Source organism: Bradyrhizobium sp. 186, assembly GCF_023101685.1.
Lineage (GTDB): Bacteria > Pseudomonadota > Alphaproteobacteria > Rhizobiales > Xanthobacteraceae > Bradyrhizobium.
In genome coordinates this window covers 84,582-100,068 of sequence record NZ_CP082165.1, presented here as the reverse complement: position 1 = coordinate 100,068, position 15,487 = coordinate 84,582, and the positions used below count along the sequence as shown (strand labels likewise).

The 15,487-nt window shown below is 60.0% G+C and carries 11 protein-coding genes and 3 pseudogenes; 5 read left to right on the top strand and 9 right to left on the bottom strand.

Features of this window, described 5'->3' with window-relative positions; all coding sequences use genetic code 11:
- Window positions 1–162 precede the first annotated feature (162 nt).
- Window positions 163–1,578: an IS4 family transposase gene (locus tag IVB18_RS50230; protein ID WP_247992187.1), complete on the top strand. Its 1,416-nt coding sequence runs from the start codon at window positions 163–165 to the stop codon at window positions 1,576–1,578.
- A gap of 64 nt (window positions 1,579–1,642) precedes the next feature.
- Here the strand turns inward: IVB18_RS50230 and IVB18_RS50225 are convergent, their stop codons facing one another.
- The 4 genes from IVB18_RS50225 to IVB18_RS50210 are packed head-to-tail and all read right to left on the bottom strand — an operon-like array spanning window position 1,643 to window position 5,175.
- On the bottom strand, window positions 1,643–2,215 hold the full coding sequence (locus tag IVB18_RS50225) for a plasmid pRiA4b ORF-3 family protein (RefSeq protein ID WP_247992186.1): 573 nt from the start codon (window positions 2,213–2,215) through the stop codon (window positions 1,643–1,645).
- A 29-nt stretch (window positions 2,216–2,244) separates the two neighbouring features.
- Complete coding sequence (locus IVB18_RS50220) at window positions 2,245–3,810, bottom strand: IS66 family transposase (RefSeq protein WP_247992185.1); 1,566 nt, start codon at window positions 3,808–3,810, stop codon at window positions 2,245–2,247.
- 52 nt (window positions 3,811–3,862) lie between these two features.
- A complete protein-coding gene (gene tnpB, locus IVB18_RS50215) occupies window positions 3,863–4,102 on the bottom strand; it encodes an IS66 family insertion sequence element accessory protein TnpB (protein WP_247992184.1) in 240 nt (79 codons plus the stop codon).
- Between the two features lie 56 nt (window positions 4,103–4,158).
- Window positions 4,159–5,175: an integrase core domain-containing protein gene (locus tag IVB18_RS50210; protein WP_247992183.1), complete on the bottom strand. Its 1,017-nt coding sequence runs from the start codon at window positions 5,173–5,175 to the stop codon at window positions 4,159–4,161.
- 355 nt (window positions 5,176–5,530) lie between these two features.
- Between IVB18_RS50210 and IVB18_RS50205 the strand changes: the two genes are divergently transcribed.
- A complete protein-coding gene (locus IVB18_RS50205; protein ID WP_247992182.1) occupies window positions 5,531–5,671 on the top strand; it encodes a hypothetical protein in 141 nt (46 codons plus the stop codon).
- Between the two features lie 261 nt (window positions 5,672–5,932).
- Window positions 5,933–6,367: a hypothetical protein gene (locus IVB18_RS52095; RefSeq protein WP_346732698.1), complete on the top strand. Its 435-nt coding sequence runs from the start codon at window positions 5,933–5,935 to the stop codon at window positions 6,365–6,367.
- Window positions 6,368–6,747: 380 nt separating this feature from the next.
- Here IVB18_RS52095 and IVB18_RS50195 read toward each other — a convergent pair.
- A pseudogene (locus tag IVB18_RS50195) lies at window positions 6,748–7,138 on the bottom strand (Ku protein); the annotation flags it as partial.
- 67 nt (window positions 7,139–7,205) lie between these two features.
- Window positions 7,206–7,602, bottom strand: a pseudogene (locus IVB18_RS50190) (YbgC/FadM family acyl-CoA thioesterase).
- A gap of 1,435 nt (window positions 7,603–9,037) precedes the next feature.
- Here IVB18_RS50190 and IVB18_RS50185 point away from each other — a divergent pair.
- Together IVB18_RS50185 and IVB18_RS50180 are read left to right on the top strand one after the other, a co-directional pair.
- Window positions 9,038–9,690 (top strand): annotated as a pseudogene (locus tag IVB18_RS50185) (porin); the annotation flags it as partial.
- Window positions 9,691–10,581: 891 nt separating this feature from the next.
- Window positions 10,582–10,950: a LysR substrate-binding domain-containing protein gene (locus IVB18_RS50180; protein ID WP_247992181.1), complete on the top strand. Its 369-nt coding sequence runs from the start codon at window positions 10,582–10,584 to the stop codon at window positions 10,948–10,950.
- A gap of 59 nt (window positions 10,951–11,009) precedes the next feature.
- On the opposite strand, the gene IVB18_RS50175 is transcribed toward IVB18_RS50180, so the two are convergent.
- The 3 genes from IVB18_RS50175 to IVB18_RS50165 all read right to left on the bottom strand — a co-directional run bounded on the left by IVB18_RS50175 (window position 11,010) and on the right by IVB18_RS50165 (window position 15,482).
- Complete coding sequence (locus IVB18_RS50175) at window positions 11,010–11,165, bottom strand: hypothetical protein (protein WP_247992180.1); 156 nt, start codon at window positions 11,163–11,165, stop codon at window positions 11,010–11,012.
- A 319-nt stretch (window positions 11,166–11,484) separates the two neighbouring features.
- Entirely contained in the window at window positions 11,485–12,084 is a 600-nt protein-coding gene (locus IVB18_RS50170) for an NYN domain-containing protein (RefSeq protein WP_247992263.1), read from the bottom strand.
- A 239-nt stretch (window positions 12,085–12,323) separates the two neighbouring features.
- Entirely contained in the window at window positions 12,324–15,482 is a 3,159-nt protein-coding gene (locus IVB18_RS50165; protein WP_247992179.1) for a multidrug efflux RND transporter permease subunit, read from the bottom strand.
- Between the last annotated feature and the right edge of the window lie 5 nt (window positions 15,483–15,487).

Genomic DNA, 15,487 nt, shown 5'->3' with positions numbered 1-15,487 from the left:
GGAGGCCCTCATGAGCTGATGAGCTCGCAATCCGGGTAAGCATCCGGTGATGCTTTCAATTACCCACATTTAGCCGAGTGGGCTGAGGGAGCGCATAAACTGTTGCATCGCAGGAATCGACCGTGATTCCTTGTCTGGCACCGATTCGCGGGGGCGGTGCCAATGGACGGAGAAGCAGGCGCATGGTTTGATCGTGAGCTCGCGGGCTGCAGCCTTGCCGACGAGCGCCTGAACAAGCGGCTCCGCAAACTGGTGGCGCAGATCGGGAGCGCCATGGGAGAAAGCATTCCGCTGGTTTGCCAGGATTGGGCCAACACAAAGGCTGCCTATCGTTTTTTCTCCAACGACCGGGTCAGTGAGGCGGACATTCTGGCAGGCCACTTTCAATCGACGCGTGAGCGCACGATTGCCACAGGCGGTGCTGTTCTGGTGCTCCATGATACAACCGAGTTCAGCTATCGAAGGGAGGACTCAGACGCGATCGGGATCACCAAGAGCATAAACAGCGGCCGGGACAAGGCCGGCCGCCTGAGATCGCACACGGTTTGCGGCATCCTGATGCACTCGAGCCTGGCGGTAACGACCGAGGGGCTGCCGCTTGGACTGACGGCCGTCAAATTCTGGACCCGAAAGAAATTCAAGGGGACTGCCGCGCTTAAAAAGAAGATCAACCCGACGCGCGTTCCCATCGAGAAGAAGGAGAGCGTCCGATGGCTGGATAATGTCCGGCAATCCACAGAGCTGCTGCGCGATCCGGGACGATGCATCCATATCGGTGATCGCGAGAGCGACATCTATGAGCTGTTCTGCGCGGCTCGCGAAGCTGGAACGCATTTCGTGATCAGGACTTGCGTTAATCGCTTGGCTGGGGATGGGGATCACACGATCGCCGACGAAATGGACGAGGTCGCCGTCAAAGGACTGCATCGCATCGACGTCAGAAACAACAACGGCGATCCCGATGAAGCCGTCCTTGAGATCAGATATCGCAAGATTCGCGTCCTGCCGCCAATTGGGAAGCAGAAGCGCTATCCTGCGCTGATCTTGACGGTGATCCATGCCGAAGAGCGCGTAACGCCGAAGAACAGAAAGAAGATCGAGTGGAAGCTGATTACAGATCTGCCTGTGGGCTCACGCGCCGACGCAATCGAGAAACTCGAATGGTATGCCTTAAGATGGAAAATCGAAGTCTTACACAAGATCCTCAAATCGGGCTGCAAAGCTGAGGAATCGAAGCTCCGGACCGCCCAGCGTCTGACCAACCTGATCTCTGTCTTTTGCATCCTCAGTTGGCGGGTCTTCTGGATGACGATGCTCAATCGCGCAGCTCCAGGGGCGCTACCGACTCTTGCGTTGACCGCAACTGAAATCGCCCTGCTCGATCGACTCGTGAATGACAAACCGCAAGCTCGACGGAAAACCCTCTCACATTACCTGGCCAAGATCGCCAGGCTCGGCGGCTATCTCGCCCGCGCCCACGATCCTCCGCCCGGCAACACGGTCATGTGGCGCGGGCTATCGCGCCTGACCGACATCGCGCTGGGGGCCATAGTCGGTGCAGAAATTGTGGGTAATTGAAAGCCGGTGATGAGCGCTCAACTGTAAGCGTAGCTCTGCGGCCCTTTTGATTGGCGCTTGACGTCTATTTTGAGCGCGTGGTGCGCCGGCGCGGCTTCCATGTTTCCGACAATGCGTTGACGGCGACCTCGAGCGCAGCTCGATCGACGACGTTGGGATCGAACCGCTGCGGACCCCAGAGGCACATATTTTCATGTTCTGGATGGGTAGGGTCGCCGATGGCATCGAGGTAGTCGGCATACCCGGGCGCACCTCCAACATCCTCTGGCGGGCAGCGGCCGGCGGCATCGAGCAAAAGCGGAAGACCGTCCGTTGGCGTGTTGTCGAACCATTTTTCGAGCTTGATCACGTGATCCCAGCTGTCGCCGAAGTCATAGAGATAATGGATCGTCTTGGCGCCGGTCTCGTGAACGATATCGGAGAGGCGCGCCTTGCGGGCATCGATGGGCTGGTGGCCAAAATCGTTATCGGGATCAGGAATGCCCCAATGCCACCCTTCGCCAGCGAGGAACTCGAAGAGGTGGCTATCCGTCCAGCCAAAGGCCGCCTGAAGCGTCAGATGCAGCCGATCAAGACGCAGGGTGATGGGTACGACGAGGCACCGCATCACCGCCGGTTTCACGTCCTTGAGGGTCACCTTGATCCGGACAGCGGTCGTGGTGAGGCTCATGCTGCCAGCCCCGGATCGTGAGCATGCATCGTGTAAGTCGATGCCCAGGGGAGCAGCTCATCCAGTCGTGCCGCAGGCCAACCATTGACGAGCTTCGCGAGGACGTCAGTAAGCCAGTGCTCGGCACTGACGCCATTGAGCTTGCACGTCTCAATCAGCGAAGCCAGCAATGCCCAATTCTCGGCACCCTCGTCGCACCCCGCGAACAGGGCGTTCTTGGCATTGAGCTTGATCGGCCGCATCGCACGCTCGACCGCGTTGGTGTCCATTTCGATGCGCCCGTCATCAAGGTAGAGCGTCAGACCGTCCCAATGACGCAGCGCATAGCGCAAAGCCTTCGCCGTCTCACCCTTCTGCACGAGGTGACCAAGCTTTGCCTCAAACCACTGCTTCAAGGCTGCGGCCAGAGGCTGGGCATGCGCCTGCCGGCCCGCACGGCGCTCGGCATCAGATCGGCCGCGGAGGGCTTTCTCGATCGCGTAGAGCTGGGCGATGCGAACGAGAGCCTCGCGGGCAACCGGCGCCGGCGCCGGAGCAGCCTCGCGCTCGATCTTCACAAACTGGCGCCGTAGATGCGACCAACAGAAGGCGAGCGTGCCGGACAGTGCGTCCGCACGCGTCGTCCGGGTCATGGTCTTGTAGGCCTCATAGCCATCGCAGTGGATGATGCCGCGGTAGCCTTCGAGCAGCCGCAAGCCATGAATGGCGCCACGGCCCGGTGCATAGGCATAGACCACCCCAGGTGGTTCAGGCCCGGCCCAAGGCCTGTCATCGCGCGACAGCGCCCAGAAGTAACCGGTCTTGGTCCTGCCGCGCCCCGGATCCAATACCGGTGCTGGCGTCTCATCGACACAAAGCTTCGAGGAGGCGAGCAACATCTCGCGCAGACGATGCCACAAGGGTTTCAGCTCCTGGGCGGCGTAGCCGACCCAGAAGGCGAGCGTGGAGCGGTCGAGCGCGATACCGTGGGTCGCCAGCATCTGCGCCTGACGATAGAGCGGCAAATGCCAATGATACTTGGCATCGATCACATGCGCGACGAGCCGCTCTGTAGGCAGCCCACCCCTAATCAAGCGTTCCGGCGCGGCGCGCTGGAGAACGACGCCATGACAGGCGCGGCAGGCCAGCTTGGGTCGGCGGGTGACGATTACGCGATACTGCGCCGGTACCACGTCCAGCCTCTGGCTCTCATCGCTCCCAATCTCAAAAAGGACGCCCTCGCAGCACGGGCAACAGGTTTCAGCGGGCATCAGGGTTTCGACGATACGTGGCAAATGCTCCGGCAGCTTGCCGCGATTGGCCCTGCGCTCGGCAGTTCTCCTCTCGCATTTTTTGGGATCGGCGCGATCCTCGGCTGCTTCGAGAGCCGCGACGGCCTCATCGATATCCTCCAGAACAAGCTGTAGCTGATCAGCGTCAAGCTTTTCCGACGATCGACCGAACTGCGCATCTTTTGCAAGCTTGAGCAACCGCTCGAGCCTGGCACAGCGATCCAGCAGAGCCGCGGCAAAGACACGCAGCTCGGCTGGATCGCTCGGCAGCTCATCAGGCAAATCACTCATTGGCCCGAGTCTGCCATGCTTCGCGCCCCGATGCAGCGAAGATTTTATATCCTTACGCAAGCGCTTTCGGCTGCGGGATTCGAGGTGCGTGCATGCGTGTCCAATCCATGCCGGCCAGAAGCGCCGACAACTGCGCGGCGTTCATCCGCATCACGCCGTCAACAACAGGTGGCCACTTGAAGCCGCCGCCCTCAAGCCGCTTCCAATACAGCACAAGGCCACTGCCATCCCAGACGACAATCTTCACCCGATCGGCGCGCTTCGCACGGAAGACCACCGCCACGCCCTTCATCGGATCGTGGCCCAGCGCCTCCTTCGCTAAGAGCGCCAGGTGTGTGTACCGAAAATCTAAATCCGAACGTATTGACGATGAAGTCCGCCCAGTATAGCGCGCGAATTTATGACGCCGGATCGCTGAACCTGGCGAGAGACAGGCGCATCTTTGTTCAATGACGGATGCGTTCTCACGCCGTTGTAATAGTCCGCATAGTTTTTCAGAATCCGACGCAGATGTTCCTCGTCCAGGACAATGATGTGGTCCAAACACTCGCGCCGGATCGATCCGATCAGCCGTTCGGCAAAGCAGTTCTGCCAAGGCGAGGCCGGTGCAATTGGCTTGTCTCGGATACCCGTGGCACGCAGTCGGCGCGTGACGACAGTGCCGTAGATTCGATCTCGATCTCGGATCAGATAGCGCGGAGCGCCATCCCAAGGAAAAGCCTCGGTGATCTGACGTGCAACCCACTCCGCCGCCGGGTTGGTTGTGACGCCGATCCAGACGAGATCTCTGCGATCGAGCCGGATGATGACGAAGCCATACAGCAGCTTAAAGCCAATGGTCGGCACTACGAACAAATCCATGGCGGCGATGTCCGGCGCGTGGTTTCGCAGAAAGGTCCGCCATTCCTGACTTGGAGGCCCGCGTCGCTTGACCATATACTTGGCGACACTTGATTGAGCGACGCTAAACCCGAGCTTGAGCAGTTCGCCGTGGATGCGCGGCGCACCCCAAAGCAAATTCTCTGTGCTCATCTGCCGGATCAGCGCGCGCAATTCTGTCTCGATCTGCGGTCGCCCTCCCCGTCGACACGATTTCCAACGCCAATAGCGGCGAAAGCCGGCCCGATGCCAACCCACCAGCGTTTCGGGTCGAATAATCATGAGAACCGGAAGGATCGACGGGAACCAGCGATAGAGCTGAACGAAGAACCAACGGTCGTTGTTCGTGAGGCGAGCCCGGCCTTTCAGCTTGCGTCGCAAGACGATCAGCTGATGTCGAAGCACTGCATTCTCCGCCTCAAGCCGGATGTTCGACTTGAATGGCGAGGCCAGCACGGCCAGAACGAAGCAGATCAGCGCGATCATCGCGCCAACTTAGCCGATTCTATCATTCGATAAACCCGGATAGGGTTTTCGGTACACACAGCATTGCCATCAACACCCAGTAACGGGCGATTACGGGCGGCGGCACTCGCCGCCGTCCGTTCCACTATACCACCGTCCCGAAGAAAGGAGCGTAAAGGAGGCAACCGATGACCAACGCCACCACGAACACCGGCAAACTCGATCCCCTCTTCCACCCGGCCGCGCACTACGCGTCTCCGGACGACGTCCTGAACGATGCGGAGCTTTCCACACCGGAGAAGCGGATTATCCTCTCGTCCTGGGCGTCCGACTGTTTGCGGTCGAATCCTGTCCCGCGTTGCGCGAGATCCCCGGCATGGGACATCTCATCCGGCTCGCCGACATCCTGGCGGCGCTGCGCCGTCTCGACGGCGAGGACGACGATCCGCCCCGCCCGGGCGGCGTCCCGATGCGGCTGCGGCGGCCTTGGGCCGCCGCGTTGCGGAGGACACCATGATGTTCACGCAGGCGGTACTCGGCATGGTGTTTCTGGGCGACGCCGCGGCGGCATGGGCCGTCCCCTTCGCGGTCCTCATGGGCGGAGCGGGTGTCCCGCGAACGCGTTGAGCGCCCGCCGGTTGGCGCCTCGATTCTAGTCCCGCGCCCGACGCAAAGAGGCCAACAACTTCTTCTTCTCGCTCTCCCACCGGGTGTCTTCGGCCTGGACACGCTTCTCGATCGCGGCTCGTTCGGCATCGAGAGACTCAGCCCTTTTTTTGTGCTCCCGCTGCGCCTGATCGGGCTTCGCCTGCGCTCGCACGACGAGCTTCTCGCGCCTGGCGCGCTCCTTCTCGCCGCCTCTGGCGCTCGTGCGTCCCGCCGCTTTTGCTCGCGATCGAAATCCGCGGCGGCCTTGCGGGCGGCCTTCTCGCTGATCTTGGTAGCCGACCGCCTTTTCGGCTCCGGACGGCGGCTCTCCCTTCGCGTGCCCCCGCCCTCGTCGCCCAGGTCGGTCGGCAGGCCGGCCTGCTCGGCGAAGCGTCCGTTCGATCCCGCCGCCCGCTTGAGGACCACGCCCGGTTTCGACATGGTCGCTGCGACCACATCCGGATCGTCGGTCTCCTTTGGCAACACCCTGATGGAAGAGATTGCTGCCGGCACTCCAGGCCTCCAGGGCCGCGATGGCGAGATCATAGAAGCAAGCGAGGTCTGAAATGTCTTGAGCTTCCGCGCCATCAGGCTCGTGCTGCGTTTGCAGCTCTCCTAGCGCCGGCGGGCCACCCAAACTCCCAGCAGAAATGCCATGAAGAGCGACGTCAGCGGCGCCTCTCGCGCCAATGTTCGCACCTCGTCCGAAAGGCGCAGCGGGTCTTGTCGCAAGCGCGAGTGGAGCGGCCGGGAATTTCCTTCCGCTTCGCCGCGTGGCCGCGACCCGGAAGCGGGCGTGGTGCCGTCCGGATGGTCCACAAGACCGGAGGCTTCCGTCATCGCAGAGGCTTCCCTCATGTCCATGCGCATCCTCCTGTGGTCGCAGCGAAGCAACCGGTCCCGGCACCGGTTGGTTCCTACGCGGCCGCACGCAAGCGGACCGCACTAAGCGGACCGACGCTGCGGCCTGGCCGCCGGCTCCTTTGCAACGGCATCCTTCGCCGGCTTCTTACCGGCGATCGGCATCAACATCTCCTTTTGCCCGGCCGCCGCCTTCCGCGGCTTCTTGGCCGGCTTCTTCGGAACCTTGGTCTCGGCCGCGGCTCCGCCGACGCGCCTCCATCAGGTCGACCACGTTCTCGCCCCTCGGCCGCTCCTTCGGCACGATCGGCTTGCCAGCGCGCTTCTGGTTGATGAGCGCTATCAGCGCGGTTTCGTACTGGTCCTCGAATTTGTCGGGTTGAAACCGTCCGCTCTTCTGATTGACGATGTGCTTGGCGAGATCGAGCATGTCCTTGGTCACTTTGACGTCCTGGATCTCCTCGAAATATTCCTTCGGATCCGCGGCGCGACGCACCTCTTCGTTGGTAGCCGGACGGCCAGGGTTTGAATGGGGAGCAGATTCATTTATGCCCTTCCATAGCAAGCCGCAGCGCCTTCGGGACACGTTGCGCTTTTCCACCTGAGATAAACGCCACACGTACACGCGCCGTGACCAAGAGATCCTCTGCCCGCCTGCATTCCTGCAGTAAGGTAATTGACGCGCCTCTCACCTCTTGCGGGAGAGTAACGACGTCAAGCACGTCGTCCAAGACTGCCGGCTTTAGAAAATCGATTGTCATCGACCGGACGACAAAGGTAAAGCCGGGCGCATCGTTCTCCGCTTCCTGGAGCAGCGTGCTGACTGGTCCCGAGCAGGCGCAAGTAATTGGTCCTGCCGCGTTCCATGAAGCGCAAAAAATTTGCGTGATACACAATTTGGCCGAACACTGGTTTGACGATGTCGCAACATAAGCCCAACGGGTTGCTTTCATTGGGTCGATGGACGGCTGAGGCGTGAAAGAGGAGCAGATTTATCTATGCTCTTCCATAGCAAGCCGCAGCCTTCGGGATGTGCTGCGCTTTTCCGCCTGAAATAAACGCCACGCGTACATACACCGTGACTAAGAGATCGTCTGCGCGCCTGACCGCCACCCTCCGAAGGCAAAGGTCACACGTTCGAATCGTGTCGGGTGCGCCAGTTTTTCTTTGTTTACAACGCGATATGCAGGCCCAGCCTGAGACTTCAGTTCTGCTTCATTCGCGCGAGTAAGGGAGAAATCGTCGGCTCATGCAGGTAGCTTGGCAACTGATGTGTCGGTCGGAATCTCGCTATTCTGAGAACAATGATCGATCCTACACGCGTTTGGATTGACGCTCGCAATGCTGGTCGGTCCAGTCCAAGGAAATCTGGACTAGGTCCAATTAATGGGAGCTAGCGAGATCTAACATCCGCACCTCAATGACTGCTTTGCGCCGGAAGCGGCCGTTCGCCCATGGTCCCTATTTTTCCGATCCGACGATAAAAGACAAAAGGCCACGCGGGCATTACACCGCATGGCCTTTGCGAGACTGTCCCCCTAGCATTACAGTTGCGCTTTTCTTTTGAGATGGGCGCGGCGTGCTTCGGCTTGGTTGGCACGGCGCCAGAGTGACCATGCGATGATGTGTATGGGTTGGATACGCCGTTGTGCGAATTTCAAGGTAATGCGAAGGATTTCCGTGCGCATCCCGGAGACGGCCCCTGGTCAGTTGGTTCTGGGCTGACGGCTGGTAACGCTCAAGCAGCGTGAGTGATGCTCGCTCTGAGGACACCAGTTCCAGGCCACCAAACTCAGCCCATGCTTCCAGGCATGAAACAGCGCGCTTTCGGATGACCATCTAAGTAGTAAGGCCAAACCATTGTGTGGCCGGCGCGGTTTGGTCCATCCACGACAGCTTCGTTCGGCACATCAACCCACTCGCCATCGATCCGCACGCGATAGTGACCCTCCCTAGTGTCCCAATCAGCATCGTCGACGCGCTTTGCATCGCTGCCGTCGCAGCACGGTCCCTTGCCGCTGTGCAATCTCTCATACCAACTGTTCAACTCGGGGTGCTCATGATCATGAGCCCGAGCACAACCGATTGCAAAGACCAGTAGCACGACAGAAAAAAATGCTAACTTTGCGGGCCAAAAGTCATCATTCATTTCATACCCACGATCGTTGTGAGGCGGTTGCGCTGACGCGTTGACGCTTGTCGCAGCTAGAGGCCGCCGTTAAGATTACAACAATCATATAATCACGTTGTCGAGAGCCCCCTGTGATCGGGGTTGGGCCCATGAGTTGTAGCATGATAGTCGTCATATTAATTTGATGAGAACGCTGGCTCATCGGTGATGATTTGGGAAAGATGGATGCGAGCAATGTCTGCAATGTGGAGAATAACTCTGTTGGTTGCGGTGGTCGCAACAACTATCAACCCGCAAGCACACGCGCAGTCCGCCGGAAGGACAGATGCAGAAATCACAGGGCTGAAAAAGCAGATTCGGTTACTGGAAGAAAAACTAGACAAGATTCAGAAGCGAACCGATGCGCGGATCGCAGCTATCGCGACGGCGCCCGCGAAACCCTCCGCCCCCAACAACTCAGCCGCGCTTCCGGTCAAGGCCCTGCCGGTCTGCCCTAAGCGGTTGTATTAATGCCGAACAACAGGCCGACGATCTGTACCGCGGATCAACAGAACTGCGTCGCGATCACGAGCCGTTTGCATTTCGACGTCGGTGGCTATGACTATCATCCCAACACTGGGGCAACCGTTCCCCAGCGTCTCGACGATGGCTTCAATGCGCGCCGCGCCCGCATCGGCGTGTTGGGCAAATTTTGGGGCGACTGGAACTACGCTCTCATCTATGACTTCGCCGGGTCGTCCGACGGGTTTGCCAGCACAGCAAGCGTCGGCGGCGCATCGGTTGGTTTCCTTCCGGGTGGCGGCCTCACCGGTATCGAGAATGCCTATCTCAGTTACACCGGCATCAAGCCCTTCGGCGGCACGCTCGCGATCGAGGGTGGCTACATGGACATTCCAACCTTTTCGGCCAACAAGGGCGGCTCAGGCAAGTTGGACGTTGCGGCGCATCTTGCGCAGCGGTAGCCCAAAACGGTAGGAAGGCCCGACGCATACGCTCGTGATTGGCGAATGCAGTCGCTTGCGACACCATGTCGATGGATGGGTGCCTCGCTCGAGCATTGGCCACGCCGCCGTCTCTGCGGGAGACTGCCCGATTTCTGCGGAAAGCGCGATTGAACTGGCGCGGCCTCTATCTAGCCGCCTCGGCAAGCTGTTCGACGGGAGGTCGTTGCGAAGATTCCGCTTCGCGTAAGCGAAGGCCGTCTGGGTACGATCGGAGTTGGGTTCGAGTCTGAGAGGCGCCGAGTGCCGAGACTGGCCTCACCCGCATCGATGATACACCACAAGCTTTCTGCGCAACCGCACGGGCTAGTTCAGCGCCGACGTCATTGGCGGTCTCAAAAACAGTCGCGGCCGCAAGGCTGTCGTGGCCGTAGCCGTTCGATATCGTTCCCGTGATTTGTATCCATAGCGCTAGACAGCCTGATCGGCGGCATAAAGTGCGGCGCTAAACGTCGTGCCAGAAGCGGTGAAGTCGTCGATCAGGTATATCCGAGTGTTAATCGGCCTGGGGTCCCGACGCCGATCGGCGAGCTAAGCTATTGATCTGCCAAGCGGTGAAGGGGTCACTCTTGGACGCTTATTCACACCCGGCGAGCTTTCCGCTCGCCGGCGATTGCGCCTTAAACGCCTAGTCGCCGCGTTTCCGCACACGCCCCAGCGGCGCATTAGTTAGGACGATCTGCGGAACGGTGTGAATGCAATTCCAAGCTCTAGATCGGCGGCCGAGACAGTACCTCGGCTATCGACACGCTCCGCCTGGCCGCAATAAATCGCGATACGGCGCTCATGACCGCTAAATGCGTCCAGTATCGCATCGCCCAGGATGGCGAGCTCTGGCGCTGGAGATTCGAACGGAACGGAAGCAAGAAGCTTGTTTCGGTTCGCGGAAGTCTGACCGTCAACGACACGGAAACCGCGATTCTGGCGGCGCTCGACGGGCTGGGACTCGCCTACACTCTCGACGCCCTGGTCGAACCGTTGCTGCGCAACGGCCAATTGGTGCGTGTTCTCGAAGGCTGGTCGCCGCCCATCGAGGGCGTTTATCTTTACTATCAGGGCCGGCGGCAGCCTCCCGCCGCGTTGCGCGCGTTTATCGACATTGTTCATGCGCCCAAGCGAATGTCAGGCCGGCGTTTCCTGAAGAACCCGTTCTGATGGCCTCAAGATCTTATCATCACGTACGATTCGACTCGGCACGTTTCCGCACGCCGACGCTACAGGCTCCACATGGCGATCACGGCGATCGCCATGAGAGCGATACCGAATACCCAGTATGGCCAGATCACATCGCGCTCGTCGGAGGCGCTGCCATTCCAGTAGTCGTTGATCTCGTTACGGCGACGGCCGGACTTGTGATGGGTTGTCCACATTCTCAATGCTCCATGACGACCAGGACCAGAAAAGCCCACGCACCGAAACCCACCATGAGCAGCGCGGGAATTGCTATGAGCAACGACCTCATGACTCTTCGACCATTGTCGTCCGATAGCTGCCTGAAAAATCATTGCGTATTATGTTTAGTCCTCAATGAAAATTTCATATTTGTACACCGGTTGCTTGAATAGATTCATCAATGTCTCCGTCAGAAACCGTCGTGGCGGTGATGCTGTCGCGGTAGAACCCGTTCGGATCGATCGCGGTCAGTCAAAGCTCTCGAATGCTTGAGCAGCTCTCCGTTCGGAATTCACGCTAATTCGTTGAGCTCTCGCGCTGCGCAAGCTGCGGCGAGTATTGGCGCTGGTCGCGCCGCGCGGGGCGTGCGGCAGGGTCGCGGACGATGAAGGGCTGCAGCTCGACGATGTCGATGAACTCGTCGGCCTGGCGGCGGAGCTCATCTGCAACCATCGGGGATTGGCTCGCAAGTGTTGAGACCACTGTGACGCGGACGCCGCGACGCTGCACTGCTTCGGCCAAGATGCGGAAATCGCCGTCCCCCGAGAAAAGGACCAAATGGTCGATATGCTCCGCCAGCTCCATCGCATGGACGGCTAGTTCTATCCCCATGTCCCCTTTTTGCTTTCGGCGCCCCATTGCATCGATGAATTCTTTTGCCGGCTTCGTGACGACACTGTAGCCGTTGTAGTTCAACCAATCGATAAGGGGACGTATTGATGAGAATTCCTGATCCTCAATAATCGTCGTATAGTAATGGGCACGGACTAGCGTCCCCCAACTCTCGAATTCGTTCAGCAGCCGTTTGTAGTCGATGTCGAAACCAAGCGCCTTGGCGGTCGCATGGAGATTAGCGCCATCTATAAACAACGCGAGTTTTTTGGGCGGACGTGACATTGCGCATTCCTGCAGTGGGCCTTTATCGAGATCGGCCAATTTCTTTAGATCTCGACCGGATCAGTGAGAGAGAACGAAACCCATGATCTGCCGGCTCTCCATCATTGGGCGGAGGGCAGCTATGTGAAAACCTCAAATCCATTTCATGCATCACTGAGAAAAATTCACTAATGAACCGCGACCTTCCATCTTGGTCGGAGCGACCGCGACGTTCACGGCCACCCACGCGCTTGTCGGCTTCACCCGTGCGAGAGACTGGCCTCGCCGTGCTGGATCAGCTTGCGCCCGGACAGCTTGCGCAGGCCGACATAGAACACCGGCGTCAGGAACAGGCCGAACAGAGTAACCCCGATCATGCCGGCGAACACGGTAACGCCGGTCGCCGAGCGCACCTCGGCACCGGCGCCATGCGAGAGAACCAACGGAATCGTGCCGGCGATGAAGGCCACTGAAGTCATCACGATGGGCCGCAGCCGCAGCCGGCAAGCTTCGAGCGCTGCCTCAACGATGCCCTTGCCCTGGAATTCGAGTTCACGCGCAAATTCCACGATCAGGATCGCGTTCTTGCAAGCGAGGCCCATCAGCACGACGAGCCCGACCTGGACGAAGGTGTTGTTGTCGCTACCGTAGAGCTTCACGCCGGCCAAGGCCGAGAGCAAGCACATCGGAACGATCAGGATCACCGCGAGGGGGAGTACCCAGCTCTCATAGAGAGCCGCCAGCACCAGGAAAGCAAGCAGAACCGAGACGGGGAATACCAGCAGTGCGGCGTTGCCCTGGGTGGCTTCCTGGAAGCTAAGATCACTCCACTCGATGGTCATGCCGTTGGGCAACACCCGCCTGGCAAGCTCGGCCATCGTGCCCATCGCTTGCGCCGAGGACAGCATGGCTGGGTTGGCCTCGCCGATGAAGTCGGCCGCCGGATAGCCGTTGTAGCGCAGCACCGGATCTGGGCCGTAAGTCTGACTGATCTTCACCATCGAGCCGATCGGGACCATCTCGCCCTTGTCGTTGCGCGCTTTCAGGTTTGCAATGTCCTCCACGCGCTTGCGGAAGTCGCCGTCGGCTTGCGCATAGACGCGCCAAGTGCGGCCGAACAGGTTGAAGTCGTTGACATAGGACGAGCCGAGATAGACCTGGAGTGTCTCGAATAGGTTGGTCAGCGCCACGCCCTGCGCTTTGGCCTTGACGCGATCAACCTGGAGATCGAGTTGTGGCACGTTGGACTGGTAGCCAACGAAGGGAAAGCCCATGCCTGGCGTCTTCACCGCCGCAGATTGCAGGGCGTTGGCCGCTTGCTGGAGCGCGCCGAAGCCCGCGCCCGCACGGTCTTCGACAAACAGCGAATAGCCCGCGCCTTGGCCGAGGCCGAGGACCGGCGGCGGGTTCAGCACGAAGGCAAAGCCTTCCTTGATCTGGGCGATCTTGGCCTGGATGTCGGCGGCGATCTCCTTGGCGCTGCGGTGGCGTTCGCTGAACGGCTTCAAGATCGGAAAGGCGACGGCATAATTCGGCGTATTGGTTTGCTGTGTTGGGTTGAAACCGGTCAGGCCGATCACGTGGGCAACGCCCTCCGTGCCGAGCGCGATGTCCTTCATCTTTTGCAGCACGGCATCGGAGCGCTCCAGCGAGGAACCCTCGGGCAGCTTCACGCCGGCGATCAGATAGAGCTTGTCCTGGGTCGGAATGAAGCCACGGGGCACGGCATTGAACATCAGCCCGGTGCCGGCCAACAGCACCACATAGACGATGAACACCACACCGCGTCGACCGAGCGTGCGCGAAACGGCGCCCTCGTACCGATCCGAGCTCGCCTTGAAGAAGCTGTTGAACGGCCGGAACAACCAGCCGAGCAGGCGGTCGATGAGGCGCGAAAGCATATCCTTCGGCGCATCGTGCGAATGCAGCAATTTGGCGGCGAGCGCTGGCGACAAGGTCAGCGAATTGATGGCCGAGATCACGGTCGAGATCGCGATCGTCACCGCGAACTGCTTGTAGAAGGTGCCGGTGACGCCGGTCAGGAACGCCATCGGTACGAACACCGCACACAGTACGAGCGCGATCGCGACGATTGGCCCGGATACTTCGGTCATCGCCTTGTGCGCGGCCTCAAGCGGCGAGAGACCTTCCTCGATATTGCGCTCGACATTCTCGACCACCACGATCGCGTCATCGACCACGATGCCGATCGCGAGCACCAGCCCGAACAGCGAGAGCGTATTAATAGAAAAGCCAAGTAGATAGAGCACTGCGAAAGTGCCGACGACCGACACAGGCACCGCGATCAATGGAATGATCGAGGCGCGCCAGGTTTGCAGGAACAGGACGACTACCAGCACGACCAGCGCGATCGCCTCGAACAGCGTGTGAACGACGGCCGCGATCGATTCTCGTACGAAGATCGTGGCATCATAATCCGATCGGTAGCTCACGCCGGGTGGGAACTGCTTGGCGAGTTCGTCCATCTTTGCGATGACCGCGTCCCGTGTCGCCAGCGCGTTGGCGCCGGGTGCCTGGAATACACCGATGATCGACGTGTTGAAATTGTCGAGCTGGCCACGCAGGGTGTAGTCGCTCGCGCCGAGCTCGATGCGCGCAACGTCCGAAAGCCGCACGACCTCGCCGTTCGATCCGGTTTTCAGCACGACATCGCCGAATTCTTGCGCCGTGCGCAGGCGGCCCTGCGCGTTGATCGCAATCAGGAAATCGCTGCCGCCTTTGATCGGTTCGGCGCCGAGCTGGCCGGCCGAGACCTGGATGTTCTGCTCCTGGATGGCGCGCACCACATCGCCCGCGGTCATGCCGCGCGAAGCGATCTTGTCCGGATTGAGCCAGATGCGCATCGCATAGTCGCCGCCGCCGAACAGCCGTATCTGGCCGACGCCGGGAATGCGCGCGAGCTGATCCTTGACCCGGATATTGGCGTAGTTGCGCAGGTAAAGCGGGTCATACTTGGTGTCCGAAATCAGCGTGATCAACGTGAGGAAAGCCGGCGACTGCTTCTGCGTGGTCACCCCGAGGCTGACTACTTCCGACGGCAGGCGCGACAGCGCCTGGGAAACGCGGTTCTGCACGTCCACCTGCGCTTTGTTCGGATCGGTGCCGGGGGCGAAGGTGATCGTCATCTGCAGCACGCCGTCTGACCCCGCTACCGACTTCATGTACATCATGTTCTCGACGCCGTTGATCTGCTCCTCTAGCGGAGACGACACGGTCTCGGCGATGACCTTGGGGTTGGCGCCCGGATAGGTCGCCTGCACGACGACGGTGGGCGGAACGACGTCGGGATATTCGCTGATCGGCAAAAGCGGGATCGCGATCGCACCGGCGACGAAGATCACGATCGACAGCACCGCCGCGAAGATCGGGCGATCGATGAAAAACCTTGAGAGGTGCACGGATG